The organism is Cylindrospermopsis sp. CR12, from assembly GCF_001432185.1.
In the GTDB taxonomy this organism is placed as follows: domain Bacteria; phylum Cyanobacteriota; class Cyanobacteriia; order Cyanobacteriales; family Nostocaceae; genus Raphidiopsis; species Raphidiopsis raciborskii.
Genome location: NZ_LMVE01000001.1, coordinates 30,510 through 49,645, shown reverse-complemented (window position 1 = coordinate 49,645; position 19,136 = coordinate 30,510). Strand labels below are relative to the sequence as shown.

The following is a 19,136-nucleotide window of genomic DNA, read 5'->3' as shown; positions in this document are numbered from 1 at the left end:
GTCTTACCCATAGGAGGGATCACCTTTCTTATTTTCATCTGAAAAATTATCCAGTAATACTGCATCATCCAATGTTATAATATTGAGGTAGTCCACTGGTTTGTGAATCTTTTCTTCCGCCCAGCGATACAAGAATGAATCAACAAATTTGTTTGCAAAAGTCCTGCTGAGACTCCCATTTTTCAATTCTTCCCAAAACTTTTCCAACCCCTTTACCTATGCTTTTGGGTTGCCAGGATCTTTAATCTCGACAAACACGATGCGCGTTTCAAACTCAACCACGAAATCAACACGGTACATTTCGGCTACACCATGATAGTCTGGGAGTGTTTTATCCTTCATTTGATCAAAAATTAGTGCCTCTATTGCATCAGTAAAGTCAATTTCCAAATCTCCCTCTCTCACTTTCATTTGCCTAAATCCCCCATTTTTAGGTTTGCCTGTTGTTTGATAAGGTCGCTAAAGGTGTCGGCAATGGCATTTGGTGACATGCCTATGTAGTTATCTACACTATCTAGTTTGATGGTTCCAGATTCATCGTCACGGTAAAGAGTATGAAACAGAATATGATCCCCTTTACTCTTGTCCATAAGTAAGTCAAACCACTTAAGTAGGATGTAATCATGGGTTGCCAGAATAATTTGCTGTCCATTGCGTGATAGCTCTAGCAAAATGGTAACGAGACTTTTCATCAGTTTAGGATTCATGTTTGATTCGGGCTCATCCCACAACAGCAAACCACTAACACCGGGTTGAAGCGCTCCCGTTTCTAACAGACGGTAAAGCATTCCAACTTTGCAAATACCCTCAGCTATAGAGTTAGCGGAGTATTCAGAATCCTCGGTTCTGAAGGTGACTTTGCCTCCTCCATAAAAAATGAATCGACCACCGCAGATGGCTTTCAGCTCTTCCATGGCCCATTTGGATTTTTCGTGCAGGTTTTCTGGACGAATTTGGGGAAGGTCTAACAACAGGCAAATATCTTGATAGGTCTGGTCAAAGGAGACTTGGTACATCTGGTACAAACTGTTAAATCCTTCCATAAAGGAGAGGACTTCTTTGGTGGGAAAGAAAACTGGTTTGGATTGGTATTGTTCCCAGCTATTTCTATCCTTGATCTTGATTTCCAAGGATTTAGATCTGGTGCTAAAGCTAACAGCTATCTGTTGATCATGGGCAAAGTGGGCTTCTAATGTGGCTTTTGCACCTCCACCGTGGTGACGCATTTTGTTTAACTTAGCATCTAAAGGCAAAAATAGGCGTAAAAGCTCAGGGGTAAGGGCGGAAGCAAGTTCCTTAACAAGTTCTTTGTCACTAATATGGGAATTGTTTTTGAATAGGGGAGCCACACCACTGAGGAAATAAGCAGCTTTGAGCAGATGGGTTTTTCCTGTGCCATTTTTCCCGATGATCACGTTGATCTTAGGAGAAAAATCAATTTTCACTTCGGTGAAGGCCATGAAGTTTTTCAGTTCTAAATGTGTTATCATATTTATGTTATTTTGTACCCATATCTCTTAGTTTTTTCTCGACTCAGTGCTTTGATTTAGGCATGTGATGTACCACTTGGAATACACTTATGTATTTGTCTACACTATCTAGTTCGATGGTTCCAGATTCAGCCTTATTGTGTAGGCTATGAAACTGTGTATAGTCCCTTTTACTGTTGTCTATAAGTAATTAAATGGAGAATTGGTACTTCTTGTCAATACCTCAGCCCAAAAAAGATTATGAAATGCTAGGACTGACCATTTAAAAAAAAAGATTTATTGGAAAGACTAGTATTATGGACCGGGGCTTATTTTGTAGCTAGTTGTGGAGGTGTCAGACCAACTTAAAAAATATGTAGAGAATCAAGATTCCCTTGAACATTAGTTGTGCTTGTCTTATAGCGTTATAATGGATTGCTCTAGCATTCGGCGCATTACGGGATGAAAATGCGTCTTGCGCCTTGATACTCTTCAATATCAACTACAATATCAACCAAACGATTAACGCAGCGATTGCGATAATCTGGCTCGGAAAGTAGTCGATCAATATTACCGATTGTAACGACGGGTAATGATGTGGGGGTATTTTCCTCCCGCATCACTTGCTCCAGGGAATCTTTGCCTTTCATGCTTCGGTTACCGGTGATCAGGATCATCTGATTGGCTTGAGCATACCGCCAAACAACGCGATCATCGCTCGTGACAGCTAAACCGACTTCTTCAAAGAGAATAAAACGAATCGATATCAAGTCAAGCCAACCACTCGCAGTAAAGCTCCCAGCGAGGAAAACAGAATGCCCTCGTAGGTTATGATCAACTAAAAAATTCATACTCGTGATGCAAACTTGGCTTTTTCTGCTTGGAGTTTTGCCCGAATGGCTTCTGTACCTGGTTTTGGGGGCTTAGCCGCAATACGGGCAACTCGCTCACGATTTTGTTCTTCGTAATACTGTCTCAGTTCTTCGCCTTCCTTCAGGACAAGCTGATACTCTGCATCAACTTCTTCACGGTATGTTTCAATATAAGATAGTGCAGCATTTACCTGTCCATGGGTAAGATCGAGCATAGCACGGATAAACTTTGGTGGATAGTTTTCCGTTACGTAATCCATCACATCGTACAGGGTAATGCGAGTACCTGCGATCGTTAATCCTCGCTCTGTACGAATGATATCAGTTTTTCTATTAGATGCTGGGGTCATGGTCAAAGCCTCTTAATATGTGTGTTTACTAACTTGTATTTTATCATAGTTGTACTCTTCTCCCACTGCGAACTTCTGCCAATAATGCCTCTCGCATAACAGCTACATACTGCTCTACATCCGTTTCATCTGCCAGCCACTCTTTGTCGAAACTAAACTGGATGGAACAATGACTTACATACAGACTTTGTGTCTCTTGCCAATTCCCCACTAATCTTTTTTCTTGATTAGTATGGTATTGATTTGCCTTCTCTGCTACCACACCAGGCTGGGTACAAAAAACTATTTGCCGTAACCTTTCGTATTCCTCTTGCTCAAAGTAGCTCTTTCTGTCACGGATTACAGCGATGAGCTTCTGGTTCTTGATAACCTTTATATATTCATCAAATGAGCTAGCAATCTCAGTTTGCTGACCAGAGCTAAGGACATGAAACTCAGCCGTAGCAAACAGTTTGCTTCGTAGTGATTCTATTATAGCTACAGCATCCTCAATTTCTCTATTTAACCGAGTAGTAATCTCTTCCCCCAGTTTAGTCACCAATTCCTTTAACTGCTGCATGCGATCGCCTCGGAAACAGTCGGGATCGGCGAGTATTTCCTGCACCTTTTTCTCTTGAGGAGCATTCACTCTCCAGAAGTTCGCTTCCTGCTCTTTAACAAACGCCTGGGCGGAATCGAATATGTTTCGCTGTGAACCGTTCATAAATGTACAAATCGGATCAATGGTTTGTTCTTTCAGGTCAAGCAGTTCATCTTCTTGTTTGATAAGGTCTGTAAGATACCAGGCATAAGGTTTGCCATTTATGGTTCTCAGTCTGGCGATCGCACTACTAAGTTTTTCTTTAAAGGGATAGTGTGAAGTAGAAAGGGCTTCAAGCCTATCAATTAAGTCGGAAATGGCGGTTGCGGTTTTTTGTCCCAGTAGTTTGGCATCTCCGCTGGGAGCTGGTTCGTTAAAAAAGTCAGTATATAGTTTCTTTAATGCCCGTACCTGGGAAGCAGTGAAATCTATTTGCGGTTCAAGAATGATGTTCATGTGGTCACGGGTGTTGGTTAGTGCTTTGAGTAGCTCATTACCATCCAATAGATTGCTGTCCCAGCGTACTTCCAGCTTACCTCGGGCACAAAGACTCGCTACATTGTGCAATAGGGCTGCATGATGCCAGCCATAAGGTTTACGTTCAAATTTGTCTATTAGCGTTTTTAGGGTTGTCCTTACTCCAAGATCTTTATTGTGCTGAATGGAAGCAAGCACCTCCTGCTCTGGTTCGGTGTCTTCACGAAGCTGTTCAGGTTTGTTTAGTGCCTCGGACAGATCTTTTTCTGTATAAACCATACCGCGCAGCATTTGTAAATTGGGATAGGTTTTGAGGATCAGATCCTCAAATCCCTTGAGGATGCGATTCTGGGGGTCATCTCCCCCTACTTCAATATAGCTGCCATTAAGGATGAGTTTTGATTTACTCAATAATGTGTGTACCCGTTGCTGGAGATCTGTGTAGCGTTGCCTATTCTGGGAATTCTTATCGGTGAGTATGCTTTTAACTGAATCCTTTTGGGTAATGGACACATTCTGGCTGATATATTTATCTGTCTGTTTGTACATGATAAGGTCGCGCATGAGTCTTTCCTCTGGTGGTATAATCACTACCAGTTCATCACGTCCCATGGACTGGGCGCGCAGGTTATCTTCATTCTCAGCATTTTCATTGAACGGGGAGATGATGTGTATTGTCAATTCACATTCCCGACTATAGAGACGATCATCTATCTTTTTACAAAAGGGATAATCCTGTGAGTTGGAGCGAATCTTTTTCAGCTTGAGGGTGTGATCGAAGACTAGCTTTTCTAACTCTTCAGCAACAGCTCTTTTGTCTACCTCCGTATTCTTAATCTCCTGTTCCACGTCTTTTTCTTCATCCGTTAGATACTCGTAGAGTTCCCCGTGGCGCTGGATGTAGGTTTCTTGCTCTAATAGGTTTAGTCCTTCCTCTACTCTCTTACGCAAGTCCGTGATATGGCAATTGAACCGATCAAACATCAACACACAGAGGTTGCGCTGTGTTGCCTTAAATTCTCTTACATATTTGACCAGGAACAGGGCTTTTAACAGCTGGATAGCAAAAGTGTTACGCAGGTGTCGCTCCGCCTGTAAAATGGCTTGCTGGATGCTGGATTTTAGTGCTGAACGGATACCTTCAAACATGAGGTCGAAGGTGGCAAGTTGACCTTCCTCATATTCACTAATCTGTATAGCAACTTGCTGAAAAACACCTAACATGGAACGCTCTCCAACAGAGCTGTGCTTGCCTTCAAACGCATTGTGAGCTGATAGATTTTGAATGGCAGCTTGGAAAAGGGGAAACTGGTAAGGTATAAAAGGATAGCTCTGGATAAAGTGATCCCGATCCTGAAAATTACGGTAGGTCTGGGATCCATCAACGAAATCAAAAAGGGTCTTAAAGTTATTCGCTTGGTCATCATATAATTTTGAGAGCACATTCTTGCCAACTTCATTTTTCATGAGCAGTCGCTTTTGAATGACTTCAGCAACATCTTGGCTGGTAAGTTTCATCCGGTTGGCAAACCGAGCTTGAATCTTGGAAAAATCGTTGGTCTGTTGGCGACTATCTTCTCCTAATACTGAGTCCATATCTTCTTGGGCGGTAACCATAACCCAAGCGCGTCCCCTACACTTGGTAGCCAGACTTTCTGCAACGGTTTGCAGATTGGTCATTAATTTCACATTATCGGCGATGTATTGCCCTACCTCGTCTACAAAGAAGTTTAAACGGAAGTTTTTCCCTTGTTGCTCCACATAGTCCAAAACCGCTTTAGCAAAATCCTCAATGGAAACCTTGTATTGATTGCGATACTTATCCAGAATTCCTTGCCCTGCGATCGCATCGCCACCTACGGTTTGGCCATAGGCGATGGCAATGTTTTTGGACTCTAACAGGGCCTGCTCCCGACCTTCTTCCCAGGGTCGATGGGCCACTTCTTTGTATGCTGATTTAAAGCTTTCATATTGACCACGGCTATCTAAGTCCCGCTCAAATTGGGCAATATAGCCATGTTTACCATAATAGCCGCACATCTCGTCAAATACTTTGACAAAGACAGCTAGGAGGGCATCTATTTCAGTCTTGCTAATTACATCAGCCTTTTGGTCAATGTTAAAGAGAATACTTTTTGATGGGATGGAGACAGCCTTTTTGAGGTCACCCCGGAGCATTTCATTTTCACCGCACTTGGGTAGGAAGGAATGTAGTACCGGTATCCCATCCACAGATCTATTTTCCAGTAGCAGTGCTAACATCTTGAGCAGGTGAGATTTACCAGAACCAAAGAAACCTGACACCCACACCCCATTGGCACCCTGGTAATTGTTGTAAGCATGAAGAAATTCCTCCAGTCGCTTCTCTATCTCGTTAGTGAGTACATATTCTTCAATTTCAATCCGTAGGCTTGCTTCGTCATCTGCTTTGATGACTCCTTCAATGGGGCGGTCAATTGGCTTCTGAAAAATAGTCTTTAAGGTCATGGTGTGGTCCTATGGTTCGTAATGGAAGATATTAAATGCTCGGTAGTATTTGTCATCCCGCAATCGCCCAAAGAGATCCAGGGATGGACCGGTTTCTAAGGAATGGGTGTAGGCCCCTGGGAAGAACATTACCGTGGGGCGGTCCTTGGCAGTGCTTTGGAGGTTGTTGAGAACGTTATGGGAGCGAATGTAAGGAAATACCTCACCCACCCCGGAAATAAACATAACGGCGAATTCCCTCTGGGCCATTTTTTCCGCAATAGCTGGTACAAGATGCTTTTCGGGATCAAGAACCCCTTGCAGTAGCTCCTTGAGTTGCTCTTTGGAAACTGAAGGCTCAATATCCAGAATTTGCTCCCACACTCCTCGCTTTTGTAAAAGCTCAATGGAAAGATTATACAAGTTAATTTCCAGCACGCCAAGCCCAGCTTGATTGAGGCTCTTGGTAAGTTGTTGCTGAATGTATTCCATTTCTACTGACTCTTCTGGTCTATAGGGACAGATAAAAAATGGCACTTCGTTTCCTAAACCCTGCTTTTTCAGAAAGCGATCGCCAGAAATAACTTTTAGCAGGTGCTGAAATCTCTCTTGTATTGGTTGTGTTTCTATATCTAGTGCCATAAACTTTATTCTCTTCTATATCTTTATTTCCAAACAAGGATGTGTTTAGGATTTTTTAAAAACTATTTCAACTGTGAGATCCTGCTTTTTGGGGAAGAAATTGCTAATTTTTTCCCCCGGTTTGATAAGCTGTTTGTAGGTGCAACACAAAAGTATGGACAATATTTGGACTAGCTCTAGATGGAGTCAGTAAGGCGACTTTGACTGCGCCAATTAGAGTACGCTTGTGGAACTTTCGGCATAACGAACCTCCGCACAAAAACGGTTCTAATGAATCCCCGTCTCTTTAGTGCGGGGAGAAGTCAACACATATCATGAATTAAGGAACATGGGTCCTGCAAACTTTTCCCACGATACACAAGCTGAACAGCTGCTGGAACTAGCCTTAAAATCCGGGGCCGAGGCCGCAGAAGTATATCAGTCCCGTTCACTTTCTCGTCCCGTGTTTTTTGAGGCTAATCGTCTTAAACAATTAGAAACTAGTCAATCCGAAGGTGCTGCACTCCGACTGTGGAAAAATGGGCGTCCAGGACTTACTGTGGCCTACGGTCCTTTAGACCCCCCAGGGATGGTAGAACGGGCCCTGGCCCTGAGTCAACTAAATGAACCAGAATCAGTAGAACTGGGAACCCATTCTCCCCAATCCTACCTCGACATAGGTATTTCCGTATCCGTAGAACAACTGATAAATTGGGGCAAAACCGCGATCGCTCAGGTACGTGATATCTATCCCGATGTTGTCTGTAATGGTGACTGGGAATGCGATGTGGAAAGTATTAGGTTAATTAATAGTCAGGGTCTAAACTGTGATTACAGTGACACTACTCTCAGTTGCTATATGTCCGCCGAATGGGTTAGAGGTGATGATTTTTTAAGCGTTGCTGATGGACAAACTCAACGCGGTCAACTTGACCCCCTAAAAGTGGCACATCAAATCCTTCAGCGATTAACCTGGGCTGAACAAAATGTTCCTACCCCCACCCGGCGATCGCCTATTTTGTTTACCTCTAAAGCTGCTGATATGCTTTGGGGAACTGTACAGGCTGCCCTAAATGCTAAACAAGTGTGGGAAGGAGCTTCTCCCTGGTCTGATAGATTGGGCCAGTCAATTATGACACCTAATCTTACTATATATCAGGATCCTCAAGCAGGTCCCTATAGCTGTCCTTTTGATGATGAAGGCACCCCTACCCGATCTTTGATATTTGTTGATCAGGGGGTTTTACGCAACTTCTACAGCGATCGCACTACTGGTGGTCTCCTAAGTATGGGAACTACGGGTAATGGCTTTCGTCCAGGTCTAGGTAGCTACCCCGCTCCTGGTATGTTTAATTTTCTCATCCAACCCGGTGGAGAATCCCTGCTGGAGTTAATTAAATCTATGGATACGGGTTTAATTGTGGATCAAATGCTGGGTGGGAGCGGGGGAATTTCTGGAGATTTTGCTATTAATGTTGATTTGGGATATGTAGTGGAAAAAGGAGAAGTTATAGGTCGAGTTAAGGATACTATGGTTGCTGGTAATGTTTATACCGCACTCAAGCAGGTAGTTAAGATCGGTAGTGATGCTGATTGGAATGGTTCTTGTTATACTCCTTCTCTTGTAGTAGAAGGCCTTTCCATTATCGGTAAAAATGGAATAAATACAACCTATTAAAAAGTCTATACGTTGCTATATGTTGATTGTTGATCAACTCGCTCAACAGTTTCGTCAAATCTGGCGACCCAGAAAGGGTTTGGCGATCGCGGAGGCTTCTATTATTGGTATTGTAGCTGCTTTATCAGCTGTTTTACTCAAACAGAGTTCGGGATGGTTAGGAACATGGCGTATTCATAGTACCCATATTTTACCAGCTTGGTTAGTATTACCGTTGATTGGCATGGGGTTCGGGTTTTTTGCAGGTTGGTTAATCCAACGATTTGCTCCGGAAGCTGCTGGTAGTGGTATCCCCCAAGTGAAAGCCAGTTTAGGTAATGTTCCTATCAGGTTATCTTGGCAAGTGGCGGGGATTAAGTTAATTAGTACTATTTTTACCTTGGGATCGGGTTTAATCTTGGGGAGACAGGGACCGACTATACAGGTTGGTGCGGGTTTGGCTGCGGGGATGAGCCGTTTAGTACCCACATCTCCTGAACATCGTCGCCAAATGATTGCTGCAGGTGCGGGTGCGGGGTTATCTGCTGCTTTTAATGCTCCCATTACTGGAGTATTATTTATTATTGAGGAACTACTGAAGGACCTGTCGGAATTAACTCTGGGAACTGCTATTATTGCCTGTTTTATTGGGGGGGTAATTTCTAGATTGTTGGGTGGTGGAACTTTACAACTTAATCGAGAACTGGTTAACTATTCTGCTCAGTTTTACCTCCCAGAAATTCCCATTTTTCTGCTTTTAGGGGTAATTATTGGCCTATTCAGTGCTGTATTCCGTCATGGGCTAAGACTTAGTCTCAAAATTTATCAAAGATTCCATATCACTTTACCTTTACGGGTAGCTCTAGCAGGTCTACTTTCTGGGTTGATTGTGGCTTTGCTACCAGAATACTATCGAGATAATGCTGGTTTGAGAGAATACATGATTGCTAGTGAGCCTAATTTGCTATTAGCTACTATTACTTTCATTAGTCAGTTTATTCTCACCCTAATTGCTTTTGGTTCGGGTGCACCTGGGGGATTATTTGGCCCTAGCTTGATTTTAGGTTCTTGTTTGGGTCATATTATTGGTGTTTTTGAGGTGCAATTCTTGGGTTTTGGTTCCCTTAATACTTACGCTTTAGCAGGAATGGGTGGTTTCTTTAGTGCAGTTTCTAAGGTTCCTATTACTGCTATTGTCATTGTTTTTGAACTAACTACGGATTTTAATCTGGTATTGCCTTTAATGATTGTTGCTGTAACAGCCTATTTGGTTGCAGACTACTTTGTACCAGGTTCACTCTATGATGAATTACTGAAATTGAATGGGATTACCATTGAAAAAAATAGTCCTATTGAAGGTGTTTTAACTAAATTAAAAGCTGAAGATGTAATGCAAAAACGAGTAGAAACCTTAGATGTCCAGATGTCTATAAAAGAGGCTATTCAAGCTTTTTCTCGTTCTCATCATCGAGGGTTTCCAGTGGTAGATCAGGGTCAGTTAGTGGGAATTATTACCCAGTCAGATATTAAAAACATTTACCCGTTTCAGCATACTACTTTACGGGAAATTATGACACCGGGACCTATTACCGTGCAACCAGACCAAGGCTTAACGGAAGTTTTATACCTACTAAACCGTCACCAAATTAGTCGCTTACCGGTGGTAGAAAAACAAAAAATTCTTGGTATTATTACTCGTGGCGATATTATTAGAGCAGAAGCAGATAGCATTAACTGTAAAAATATCGCCTCTGGACCTCAACCAGAACCATCATATCTGGTATATCAAACGCGATCGCCTAGTACTGGAAGAGGTAGACTATTAGTTACCCTATCTAATCCAGATACAGCGGAAACTCTATTACAAATGGCTGCTACAATTGCTCAAGAACGCCATTATGAATTAGAATGCTTACAGATTATTTTAGTATCTCGTCATAGTTCTCCTTCTGAAACTAAGGTCAGAACAACAAAAAGCAGAAGAATACTTAGACAAGCCGAATCCCTAGCCAAAAAATGGCAAATTCCCATCCACACCCAAATACGGGTTGCTCATGATGTGGCCCAGGCCATTTTAGAAACCATTAAGGAACGACATATAGATTTAATTTTTATGGGTTGGAAGGGAAACACCTCCACACCAGGAAGAATTTTTGGTACGGTGGTAGACACGATTATTCGTCAAGCCACCTGTGATGTTGTTTTGGTCAAATTAAGTAGCTTGCATAATAAATCATACCTTGCTAATTTTCATCGATGGTTAGTACCCATGGCTGGAGGACCAAATGCACCCGTAGCTATTAAGTTATTACCAGCTTTAGTAAGCTTAGTAGAAAATCCAGAAATTCGCCTTACCCAGGTGGTCAAACCCTGGGAAAAGGAACCGGATATGCACGTTTTAGAGGAGTCTACTCGCCAACTAATTCGTAACCGAAACATCCATGGTCAAGTAATTGCTGCGTCTTTACAAGGTGAGTCGGTTAGTCAAGCAGTAATTGAACTGGTTAATACAGAAGGTTTCGACGTGGTGATTTTAGGTGCTTCCCGGGAGGGACTATTACAACAGGCAATCCACGGTAATATTCCTGAAACTATTGCCTCCGGTGTTAATAGTACAGTTATACTAGTTAGGGGAGAAATTTAGAGGTCACAGAATCAACGGTCATTGGTGTTAATTTTAGCCAACAGTTGGTTAGAAAGGAAAATTATCACTGCTAATAACACTAACTGAAGTTGCCAGGATGCTAAAAACAGGCTCACCACCAGGGTAACAGCTGTTAATATACCAGCAATATAAGCAATCTCCAGATTTTTTTTATTGAAAAAATAACCAGTTATACAAGCGGTAAGTACTGGAACTAGAAAAAACAAGGGCATTTTAATCACATCCTGAACTAAAACGCGAGGTTGAAATTGAAAAAATCAACCCGCACTGGAAATAAGAAGAAATTATATAATTGATTAACTTTCCTTTACAATAGCTGGGAACCTAAATATCTTAATTAGTTGACATTTGAATGATTTGTCAATAATTACCCGTTATTGTTTAAATTAATCCACATCTGGTCCGTGGGGGAGACTCAAAGCCCAAGTCGGTCAAACCCGACTGGTTAAGGTAGCTCCACAAGCTAGTCACGCCAACTGGTAATTCAGGGGAGGTTATGAGTATTCTGGTAAGACACATTGTGATTAATTAGTTTCTTTGCTAACTCGTGGGTCTTCCCATGAGTTATGGAGGTTTTTTGTGGGTGGAAAACACAACTGAGACCGGGAATCAATTCCCGGTCTCCCCCATGGACCAAGTGTGGATTAATTCAAGCAATAACGGGTAGTTGGCGAGATCCCGTGGGTTTGTTGAGTTTAATAACTCAACCTACAAATAATTGTATCTCTTAAGCTGTAGTTGCTTCTCGCACCAGTTTATCCCAACCCAAGTCCTTCAAATTATTGTTCCTCCTTAAAGGACGGGTGACTAATTCCAAAATGTCCCGCGCATTGCCAAATCCATGAATCTGTGCAAAGGTAAACTCCACAGACCACTTAGTATTAATCCCCCTTGCTTCCAGGGGATTAGCATGAGACATCCCAGTGATTACTAAATCTGGTTTTAATTCATAAATCCGCTGAACTTGATTATAGTTATCTGGTTTCTCGATAATTTTAGGTAAGGCAACACCCATTTCTTGACAAGTCTTTTCTAGTAAAGATAGTTCGGCTGCTTGGTAACGTTTATCCATATAAGGGATGCCAATTTCTGGTACGGTCATTCCGCAGCGAACTAGGAACCGAGCTAGGGAAATTTCTAACAGGTTATCACCCATGAAAAATACAGATTTACCGCGAATCAACTTCACATAATCCTCTATATTTTCCCAAATTTGTGCTTCCCTTGCTTCCAAACCCTGGGGAGTAATACCAAAAACCGAGCAGATCTTCTCCACCCATGCACGGGTACCATCTGGACCAATGGGGAATGGTGCACTAATTAGTTTACATTTTCTCCTTCTCATTAAGGTTGTTGCAGTCCTACTTAAAAAGGGATTAACACCAGCAACATAATAGCCCTCTTCAATTACTGGTAACTCGGTAAATCTCTTTGCAGGAAGCCAACCAGAAACCTTAATTCCCTGTTTCTTCAATTCTAACGTTAATTGGGTAACCACAGGATCTGGTAAAGAACCGAATAATACCAAAGGTGGATGGTTGACATATTCCGATTCTTCCTCAATTACCTCTTCCTTTTTCTTCCCAAAATGTAGTAACTTTTGAATAGCATTCCGTTCGTTCTTTTCCGTTTCAGTTACTGGTGTTTGAGCAGGACAACGATTAGCCATAGCAGCTAAAACCGTATCCTCACCTTGGGTAAAAGCATAATCCAATCCGTTTGCACGAGCAACCACAATAGGAATACCAATTTCCGCTTCTAACTTGGGAGCTAATCCCTCCAAGTCCATCTTGATGATTTCAGTAGTACAAGTACCAATCCAGACAATTACACTAGGATTGCGATCGCGTTTAATTTGTTCACAAAGTCTTTTTAACTCATTAAAATCATTCAACTGAGCAGAGATATCACCTTCTTCCAATTCAGCCATTGCGTAACGGGGTTCAGCAAAAATCATTACTCCCATGGCATTTTGAAGAAAATAACCACAAGTTTTAGTGCCAATTACCAAAAAGAAGCTATCCTCGATTTTCTGATATAACCAAGCTACACAACTAATGGGACAAAAAGTATGATAATTACCGGTTTCACATTCAAAAGTTAAAGCAGTATTTTCCGCAGTCACTGTCATTTAATTTTTCTCTCCTTTATTTATATTTATTTAATTTTCGGGGAAGAGACGGGCCATTTCCGAACCATCAAAAACCCTGGGAGGTAGTTCCTCGCCATTTCCAGAAGAATCTCCGCCCCAAACGTCAGAAACCAACTCACCCGTCTCATGGGATTGGTTGAAATCATCGAATTCATCATCATCCGGTAAATTCAACCCTAGAGACCTATTCACCAGTGAAGGATTTTCTCCCACCACACTAGGTGCATCGGAATATACTTTCCCATCATCCAGATTACGTGCTTGACCTGCAATAGCAAGGTCGGGGTCAAAATTTAATCCCAGAACCTCAATTAAAATATCGGGGTCAGGATTCAACTTAGCAAAAGGAAACATCAACTGAGCAAGTTTAGGTTCCAAAGCGTTGACCACACCCAGGATCAGGTAAGAAGAAGGACGTTTACCTCCATCAGGGGTAGACATTGATTGTGCAGCCATCTGCACCACAATCCACTCACGATTAACCTCAAAAAAATGTAACCACTTTTGTTTAATTGCATCAGTAAAACTATCGAAGAAAGCCATATTTCCCCTATCCGGTAAAAACTAAATTGTTGGGTGAAAAAACCAAGCAGAAAAATCAGGTTTTCAAGAACTGCTGTGTTTTATGTGTAATATAACAGCAACTGACCATGATACGGGAGACTAAAGGACAATTGTAGATAAGATGAAACTGTTTTTCGATAGCTATTTTGCTGCAACTGGGTTCCTAATCTTCACCCCTAATTAAACACCTCAGACCATCATCAGTTTCAATTCTTGTTCCTGGTTATTAGTCTGTGGTTTAGTGGGATTTAAATAGAAATCTGACAACAGGGAAAACAGTTCCCGGTCAGGAGCATCACTGGGAACAACCCCCTCTGGTTGAGCTAAAATTTGGTCAGCAATACTCAAATAATAGTCACAAACATAATTGAGTGAGGGGTCTGATTCTGCCATTTCAAACAGGGTTTTACCCTTAACACGAGAAACACGAATATCTTCAATCAATGGCAATACCTCTAATACAGGCATTGGCACTGCTTCTACATACTTCTCAATCAAATCCCGTTTCGCGGTGCGATTACCAATTAAACCTGCTAAACGTAAGGGGTGAGTTCTGGCTTTTTCACGGACAGAAGCAGCAATGCGATTAGCAGCAAAGAGTGCATCAAAACCGTTATCAGTGACAATTAAACAGTAATCAGCATAGTTTAGAGGTGCAGCAAAACCACCACAAACCACATCGCCCAAAACATCAAATAGAATCACATCATACTCATCAAAAGCATTGAGTTCCTTTAAGAGTTTGACAGTTTCACCTACCACGTAGCCACCACATCCTGCACCTGCAGGTGGGCCACCAGCTTCTACACAGTCAACACCACCATATCCAGGGTAAATGACATCCTCTGGCCACACATCTTCATAGTGATAGTCTTTTTCTTGCAGGGTGTCAATGATGGTGGGAATCAAAAACCCGGTCAGGGTAAAAGTGCTGTCATGTTTTGGGTCACAGCCAATTTGTAGTACCTTTTTACCCCGTTTGGCAAGGGCCACGGATATGTTACAGCTGGTTGTAGATTTACCAATACCGCCCTTTCCATAAACTGCTAATTTCATAATTTCTCATCTTGTGAATAGTTTTTCTTTTCGGTTCCACAGAGATCCTGGGTTTTTACCAGGTAATTTCTCAAGGTCTGTGATTGTCATTATTATCCAAGTTCCCCATAAAGCAAAGGGCAATCAACTACGAAATTCTGCTCTAAATGTAGAATTTACAAGCAAAACTGATTTTTTATGGGTTAAATGTCCCTTAAATCTTAAAAAATCTCTATATTTAGCTCTAAATCAATTTTTTATTACTTTTACACTAAAAATAGTTACAAAAAACAAATTAGCCATTATGGGGGGTAATCCAGGTAGGTGCTAGGATAGGAAGACGGAAATATGGGGATTGGGGAGATTTAATACTAGGTTGAGCTTTTATGTAAATTATTATTAAAATAGAATAGCGTTCCCCTATAATCCCCGAAAAAGGATTATGGATAAAGGCGATCGCTAAGTGATACTACGTCTTATTGTTGATTTCTACTAAAGATTGCCAACCCGGATGCCATTGGGAATTGTCCTGTAATAGTTTAGCATTTATCCAAAAACGCACTTTTGGATCACATGCTGCTACCATTTCCGCATATACCCAATTACCTTGATTTTTACGATTAACAACTTGAAAGTGTCTCCAACCATCCACTTTTTGTTGAGCTGTCCACTTAGAACCAAGTAAATAAGGAAACTTTTGTTTTTTAGCCATCGGAAATAATATAAGTATACGGAGAGATATACACAATTAATTATCATCTAATTATCATCATAATCTGTTGAGTCACCCTATTAAACTCAACCTATAAAATTGCTATAACACTCCATTTCCGCGCAAACACTGCTCCGCTCCCAGTTGTTCTACGCGTTCTTTTCTTCTATAATCGGTCTGTTGTTAGTTATCTTTACCCATTCCATTTTGACGAACATGAAACATACTCTTTCAGTTCTTGTAGAAGATGAAGCGGGAGTCTTGTCTCGCATTGCTAGTTTATTTGCCCGTCGTGGCTTTAACATTGAAAGCTTAGCTGTTGGTCCTGCTGAACAGGAGGGAATATCCCGCATTACTATGGTTGTACCTGGAGATGACCGCGTACTTGAACAAATAACTAAGCAATTATATAAATTGATTAATGTATTAAAGGTACAAGACGTTACAGAAACTCCCTGTGTAGAGCGGGAATTGATGCTCTTAAAGGTAAATGCCAATAGCACCAACAGATCCCAAGTGGTGGAACTGGCTCAGATTTTCCGTGCTAGGGTAGTTGATGTAGCGGAAGATTCTCTGACCATAGAAGTGGTAGGAGACCCTGGGAAAATGGTAGCAATTGTTCAGGTTTTACAAAAATTCGGTTTGAAGGAAATTGCCCGCACAGGCAAAATTTCTCTCACTCGCGAATCCGGTGTCAATACTGAACTTTTGAAATCAATTCCCAGAGAAGTACTAGCACAAAAATACTAGATTTAATCGCTTTCAACCCAACTCACCAAGGTTCTTACACCAAAACCAGTTGCTCCAGCACTATTGTAGCCACTTTCTTTATCAGCCCAAACAGGTCCAGCTATATCCAAATGTGCCCATGGTGTAGTTTTAACAAACTGCTTTAGAAATAGAGCAGCTGTAATAGAACCACCATAGCGGGGTCCAGTGTTTTTCATATCAGCAATACCTGATTTTAACCCTTCAAAATATTTTTCTTCCATTGGCATCCGCCAAATCTTTTCTCCAGAAGACTCAGCAGCGGTTTGCAATTGAGATGCTATATTATCATTAGGGGTAAATAAGCCAGCAATATTATCGCCTAAAGCTACTACGCAAGCGCCTGTGAGGGTTGCTAGATCCACCATGGCATCCAGACCTAACTGATCGGTGTACACCAGAGCATCAGCTAGGGTTAAACGCCCTTCCGCATCAGTGTTATTTACTTCGATAGTTTTGCCATTAGATGCTTTAAGGATATCTCCTGGGTGCATAGCTTTACCGCTAATCATATTTTCAGTAACTGCGGATATGAAGTGAACTTCTACATCTGGTTTAATCTGACCTATAGCCTTAGCAGCACCAAGAGTAGCAGCAGCTCCACCCATGTCAATTTTCATAGTTTCAATTCCGCTACCAGCTCCTTTAATATTCAAACCACCAGAATCAAAGGTGAGACCTTTACCAATAATAGCTAGTTTACGTTTAGGGGTGGTTGCGGGTTTATAGATGAGGTGAATAAACTTGGGTGGAAGGTCGGAAGCTTGTGCTACGCCTAAATATGCTCCCATACCAAGTTTTTCACAGTCTTCTTGTTCCAGAATTTTTAGTTCCAAACCATGTTCCTGGGCGATCGCTTGAGCAGTTTGTGCCATAGTAATAGGTGTGACCGCATTAGCTGGAGCTGCTACCAACTCTCGAGCTAAAATAACTCCGGAAACAATTTGTTCTGCGCGGGTGATAGCGGGTTGTTGTCCCGATAAATTTAATAGGTCAATGGTCTCAATAGGGGGATTTTTATCTTCTGGTTCTGATTTGAACCGAATATCTTGATAAAGTGCTAATTGGGCCCCTTCTGTAATCGCTTGGGCGGTAGCTGCTGGTTGATTATTGTATATTGGAAAACTAATAGCCAGGGTTTTGGTTTTTTGCTTTTTAGCAGTCCTAGCAAGGGTTGCAGCTGCTATACGCAGGGTTTCTAATTTCAGTGTATCTACTTTTCCTAAACCGATAAAAATTACCTTACGAATGGGGGAGTTGGCTCCCACACGAATGACCACTGTAGTATTAGCTTTACCGGTGAACTCTTCTTCAGCGATGACTTCTGAGAAAACTCCCCCGTATTTCTGGTTGAGAGTTGCTAAGTCGTCTTTTAGCTCTACTGCATCTTCAAACAGTCCAATACCCAGGGTATCACCAGTCCAATTTAATAATTCTGTGTCACTAGTCCGAGTTATCATTTCTGTCATTTTTTCTTGTTTTTACCTGCTTCCAGTATGGCCTAAAATTTTCTATTGAGGGAGACTTTCTCGTAAAATCCCTGGTCTTGGAGAATTTTATATAGATTTATCTCTTCCTCCACTAGACAAGCGTGACCACTATCAGGTAAAATTACAATCTTACTATTTGGCAACATCCTTCCTAATCTTTCTACCTCTGTAAGGGATGGTAACAGGCGATCGCTTCCCCCAGCGATTAACAGTGTCTCTTGTTTGAGTTGTTGCATTTTCTCATGATCCAGGTGAAAGTGACGCAATAAGGACAATCGCCAATTAATAGTTTCTGCAGGGAGGGAGGTCATACTTTGGAGTAGTTGACGACGGAGGGGAGTGGATATGCGAGGTAAAGATGCTAAAAAGGGTAGCAACCCCCAAGCACCTACCGGATAAAACCATGATGGTACTAAATTTGTCATTTGGGATGAAAAGCTGATCCAAGGATTTAGTTTAAAAGAAGAAGCGGGATTAATTAGAATAATACGTTTAAACAAACTTGGTGACTGAATAGCTATTTTCATAGCCAAACAAGCACCGAAAGACTCACCACACAAATAAACCAAGCGATTTCCTCTCTTGAAGGATCCTGTAGTCAATTCCATATCAATTAAGTCGAGGACATTTGTGGTTAATAGGTTCCAATCTCTCATATCCGTTTTAGGAATTGCTAAACAACGAATGTCAAACCCCCGCCCTAAATCGCTAATTTGTGACTGTAGCATTTCACCGGTTCCATCCATTCCTGGTAAATAAATAAACAATGGATATTCTGGTTGTAGGGGTTTGGGAGTTAAAAACCGGAGTTTGAGTTCCACATCTATCATCTTGGTATTTTTCGGGGAATAGAGTCATTAAAAGCTAACTACATCAAGCTTTCTATATAAAAATCAATTCAGTCTGAAACTATAATTACAGATTTTAACGAAGTTTGAATGAATTATATATAAATAGGTGAAATCGCTGAATAAATCCTTGACGCAGTTAATCCATCTCAATGGTTGGTAGTTGAAGTATGGATATGAGATTGTATTTGACGAAGCACAATCTGTCCATACTGAAAACTGAAATTTTCCTACCTATTTACCGATTAATTCGTGTATGTTGCGCAAAAATTTGGCATTTTTCTTAATTAATATTTTACATTTCTGTACTTAAACCTGAACGGGATCAGATGGGACTGTAGAAATTAGAGATTAGGCCTGATTTTCCGTTGGTTTGCCCAGTTTTTTGATCTGAGTACACTCTCTGACTA

The 19,136-nt window shown here is 41.4% G+C and carries 17 protein-coding genes and 1 pseudogene; 4 read left to right on the top strand and 14 right to left on the bottom strand.

Annotation, left to right across the window (positions count from 1 at the left end; all coding sequences use genetic code 11):
- Nucleotides 1–3: 3 nt before the first annotated feature.
- From ASL19_RS17990 to ASL19_RS00225, 3 genes are read right to left on the bottom strand one after another with little or no spacing between them, the layout of a single operon-like run.
- Nucleotides 4–207, bottom strand: coding sequence for a hypothetical protein (locus tag ASL19_RS17990; protein WP_200959782.1), 204 nt, complete (start codon nucleotides 205–207; stop codon nucleotides 4–6).
- 9 nt (nucleotides 208–216) lie between these two features.
- On the bottom strand, nucleotides 217–411 hold the full coding sequence (locus ASL19_RS17985; protein WP_200959781.1) for a hypothetical protein: 195 nt from the start codon (nucleotides 409–411) through the stop codon (nucleotides 217–219).
- Nucleotides 408–1,490 carry an ATP/GTP-binding protein gene (locus ASL19_RS00225; RefSeq protein ID WP_057176816.1) on the bottom strand — a complete coding sequence of 361 codons (1,083 nt, stop codon included), beginning with the start codon at nucleotides 1,488–1,490 and terminating at the stop codon, nucleotides 408–410. The genes ASL19_RS17985 and ASL19_RS00225 overlap by 4 nt, the downstream gene beginning before the upstream one ends.
- A 291-nt stretch (nucleotides 1,491–1,781) precedes the next feature.
- Here ASL19_RS00225 and ASL19_RS18875 point away from each other — a divergent pair.
- A pseudogene (locus tag ASL19_RS18875) lies at nucleotides 1,782–1,875 on the top strand (IS200/IS605 family transposase); the annotation flags it as partial.
- A gap of 49 nt (nucleotides 1,876–1,924) precedes the next feature.
- Here the strand turns inward: ASL19_RS18875 and ASL19_RS00220 are convergent.
- From ASL19_RS00220 to ASL19_RS00205, 4 genes are read right to left on the bottom strand one after another with little or no spacing between them, the layout of a single operon-like run.
- Nucleotides 1,925–2,320 carry a hypothetical protein gene (locus tag ASL19_RS00220; RefSeq protein ID WP_057176815.1) on the bottom strand — a complete coding sequence of 132 codons (396 nt, stop codon included), beginning with the start codon at nucleotides 2,318–2,320 and terminating at the stop codon, nucleotides 1,925–1,927.
- Nucleotides 2,317–2,691 (bottom strand): DUF433 domain-containing protein, encoded by a 375-nt coding sequence (locus ASL19_RS00215; protein ID WP_006277877.1) that lies wholly within the window; start codon nucleotides 2,689–2,691, stop codon nucleotides 2,317–2,319. The genes ASL19_RS00220 and ASL19_RS00215 overlap by 4 nt, the downstream gene beginning before the upstream one ends.
- Before the next feature lie 43 nt (nucleotides 2,692–2,734).
- Entirely contained in the window at nucleotides 2,735–6,235 is a 3,501-nt protein-coding gene (gene brxC / locus ASL19_RS00210; RefSeq protein ID WP_057176814.1) for a BREX system P-loop protein BrxC, read from the bottom strand.
- A 9-nt stretch (nucleotides 6,236–6,244) separates the two neighbouring features.
- Nucleotides 6,245–6,856, bottom strand: a complete 612-nt coding sequence (locus ASL19_RS00205) for a DUF1788 domain-containing protein (protein WP_057176813.1) — start codon at nucleotides 6,854–6,856, stop codon at nucleotides 6,245–6,247.
- A 328-nt stretch (nucleotides 6,857–7,184) separates the two neighbouring features.
- Between ASL19_RS00205 and ASL19_RS00200 the strand changes: the two genes are divergently transcribed.
- Together ASL19_RS00200 and ASL19_RS00195 are read left to right on the top strand one after the other, a co-directional pair.
- Nucleotides 7,185–8,513, top strand: a complete 1,329-nt coding sequence (locus tag ASL19_RS00200; protein WP_057176812.1) for a TldD/PmbA family protein — start codon at nucleotides 7,185–7,187, stop codon at nucleotides 8,511–8,513.
- 19 nt (nucleotides 8,514–8,532) lie between these two features.
- Nucleotides 8,533–11,136: a chloride channel protein gene (locus ASL19_RS00195; RefSeq protein ID WP_057176811.1), complete on the top strand. Its 2,604-nt coding sequence runs from the start codon at nucleotides 8,533–8,535 to the stop codon at nucleotides 11,134–11,136.
- A gap of 11 nt (nucleotides 11,137–11,147) precedes the next feature.
- Here ASL19_RS00195 and ASL19_RS00190 read toward each other — a convergent pair whose 3' ends face one another.
- The 5 genes from ASL19_RS00190 to ASL19_RS00165 form a co-directional block, all read right to left on the bottom strand.
- Nucleotides 11,148–11,369 carry a hypothetical protein gene (locus tag ASL19_RS00190; RefSeq protein WP_006277882.1) on the bottom strand — a complete coding sequence of 74 codons (222 nt, stop codon included), beginning with the start codon at nucleotides 11,367–11,369 and terminating at the stop codon, nucleotides 11,148–11,150.
- A 515-nt stretch (nucleotides 11,370–11,884) separates the two neighbouring features.
- On the bottom strand, nucleotides 11,885–13,288 hold the full coding sequence (locus tag ASL19_RS00185; protein ID WP_006277884.1) for a ferredoxin:protochlorophyllide reductase (ATP-dependent) subunit N: 1,404 nt from the start codon (nucleotides 13,286–13,288) through the stop codon (nucleotides 11,885–11,887).
- A 30-nt stretch (nucleotides 13,289–13,318) separates the two neighbouring features.
- A complete protein-coding gene (locus ASL19_RS00180; protein WP_006277885.1) occupies nucleotides 13,319–13,852 on the bottom strand; it encodes a DUF5331 domain-containing protein in 534 nt (177 codons plus the stop codon).
- A gap of 210 nt (nucleotides 13,853–14,062) precedes the next feature.
- A complete protein-coding gene (gene bchL / locus ASL19_RS00175; protein WP_006277886.1) occupies nucleotides 14,063–14,929 on the bottom strand; it encodes a ferredoxin:protochlorophyllide reductase (ATP-dependent) iron-sulfur ATP-binding protein in 867 nt (288 codons plus the stop codon).
- Between the two features lie 448 nt (nucleotides 14,930–15,377).
- Nucleotides 15,378–15,620: a TIGR02450 family Trp-rich protein gene (locus ASL19_RS00165; RefSeq protein ID WP_057176809.1), complete on the bottom strand. Its 243-nt coding sequence runs from the start codon at nucleotides 15,618–15,620 to the stop codon at nucleotides 15,378–15,380.
- 216 nt (nucleotides 15,621–15,836) lie between these two features.
- Between ASL19_RS00165 and ilvN the strand changes: the two genes are divergently transcribed.
- Complete coding sequence (gene ilvN / locus ASL19_RS00160) at nucleotides 15,837–16,370, top strand: acetolactate synthase small subunit (protein ID WP_006277889.1); 534 nt, start codon at nucleotides 15,837–15,839, stop codon at nucleotides 16,368–16,370.
- 2 nt (nucleotides 16,371–16,372) lie between these two features.
- Here the strand turns inward: ilvN and ASL19_RS00155 are convergent, their stop codons facing one another.
- Complete coding sequence (locus tag ASL19_RS00155) at nucleotides 16,373–17,848, bottom strand: leucyl aminopeptidase (RefSeq protein WP_057176821.1); 1,476 nt, start codon at nucleotides 17,846–17,848, stop codon at nucleotides 16,373–16,375.
- A gap of 41 nt (nucleotides 17,849–17,889) precedes the next feature.
- Complete coding sequence (locus ASL19_RS00150) at nucleotides 17,890–18,708, bottom strand: alpha/beta fold hydrolase (protein ID WP_006277891.1); 819 nt, start codon at nucleotides 18,706–18,708, stop codon at nucleotides 17,890–17,892.
- Nucleotides 18,709–19,136 lie beyond the last annotated feature (428 nt).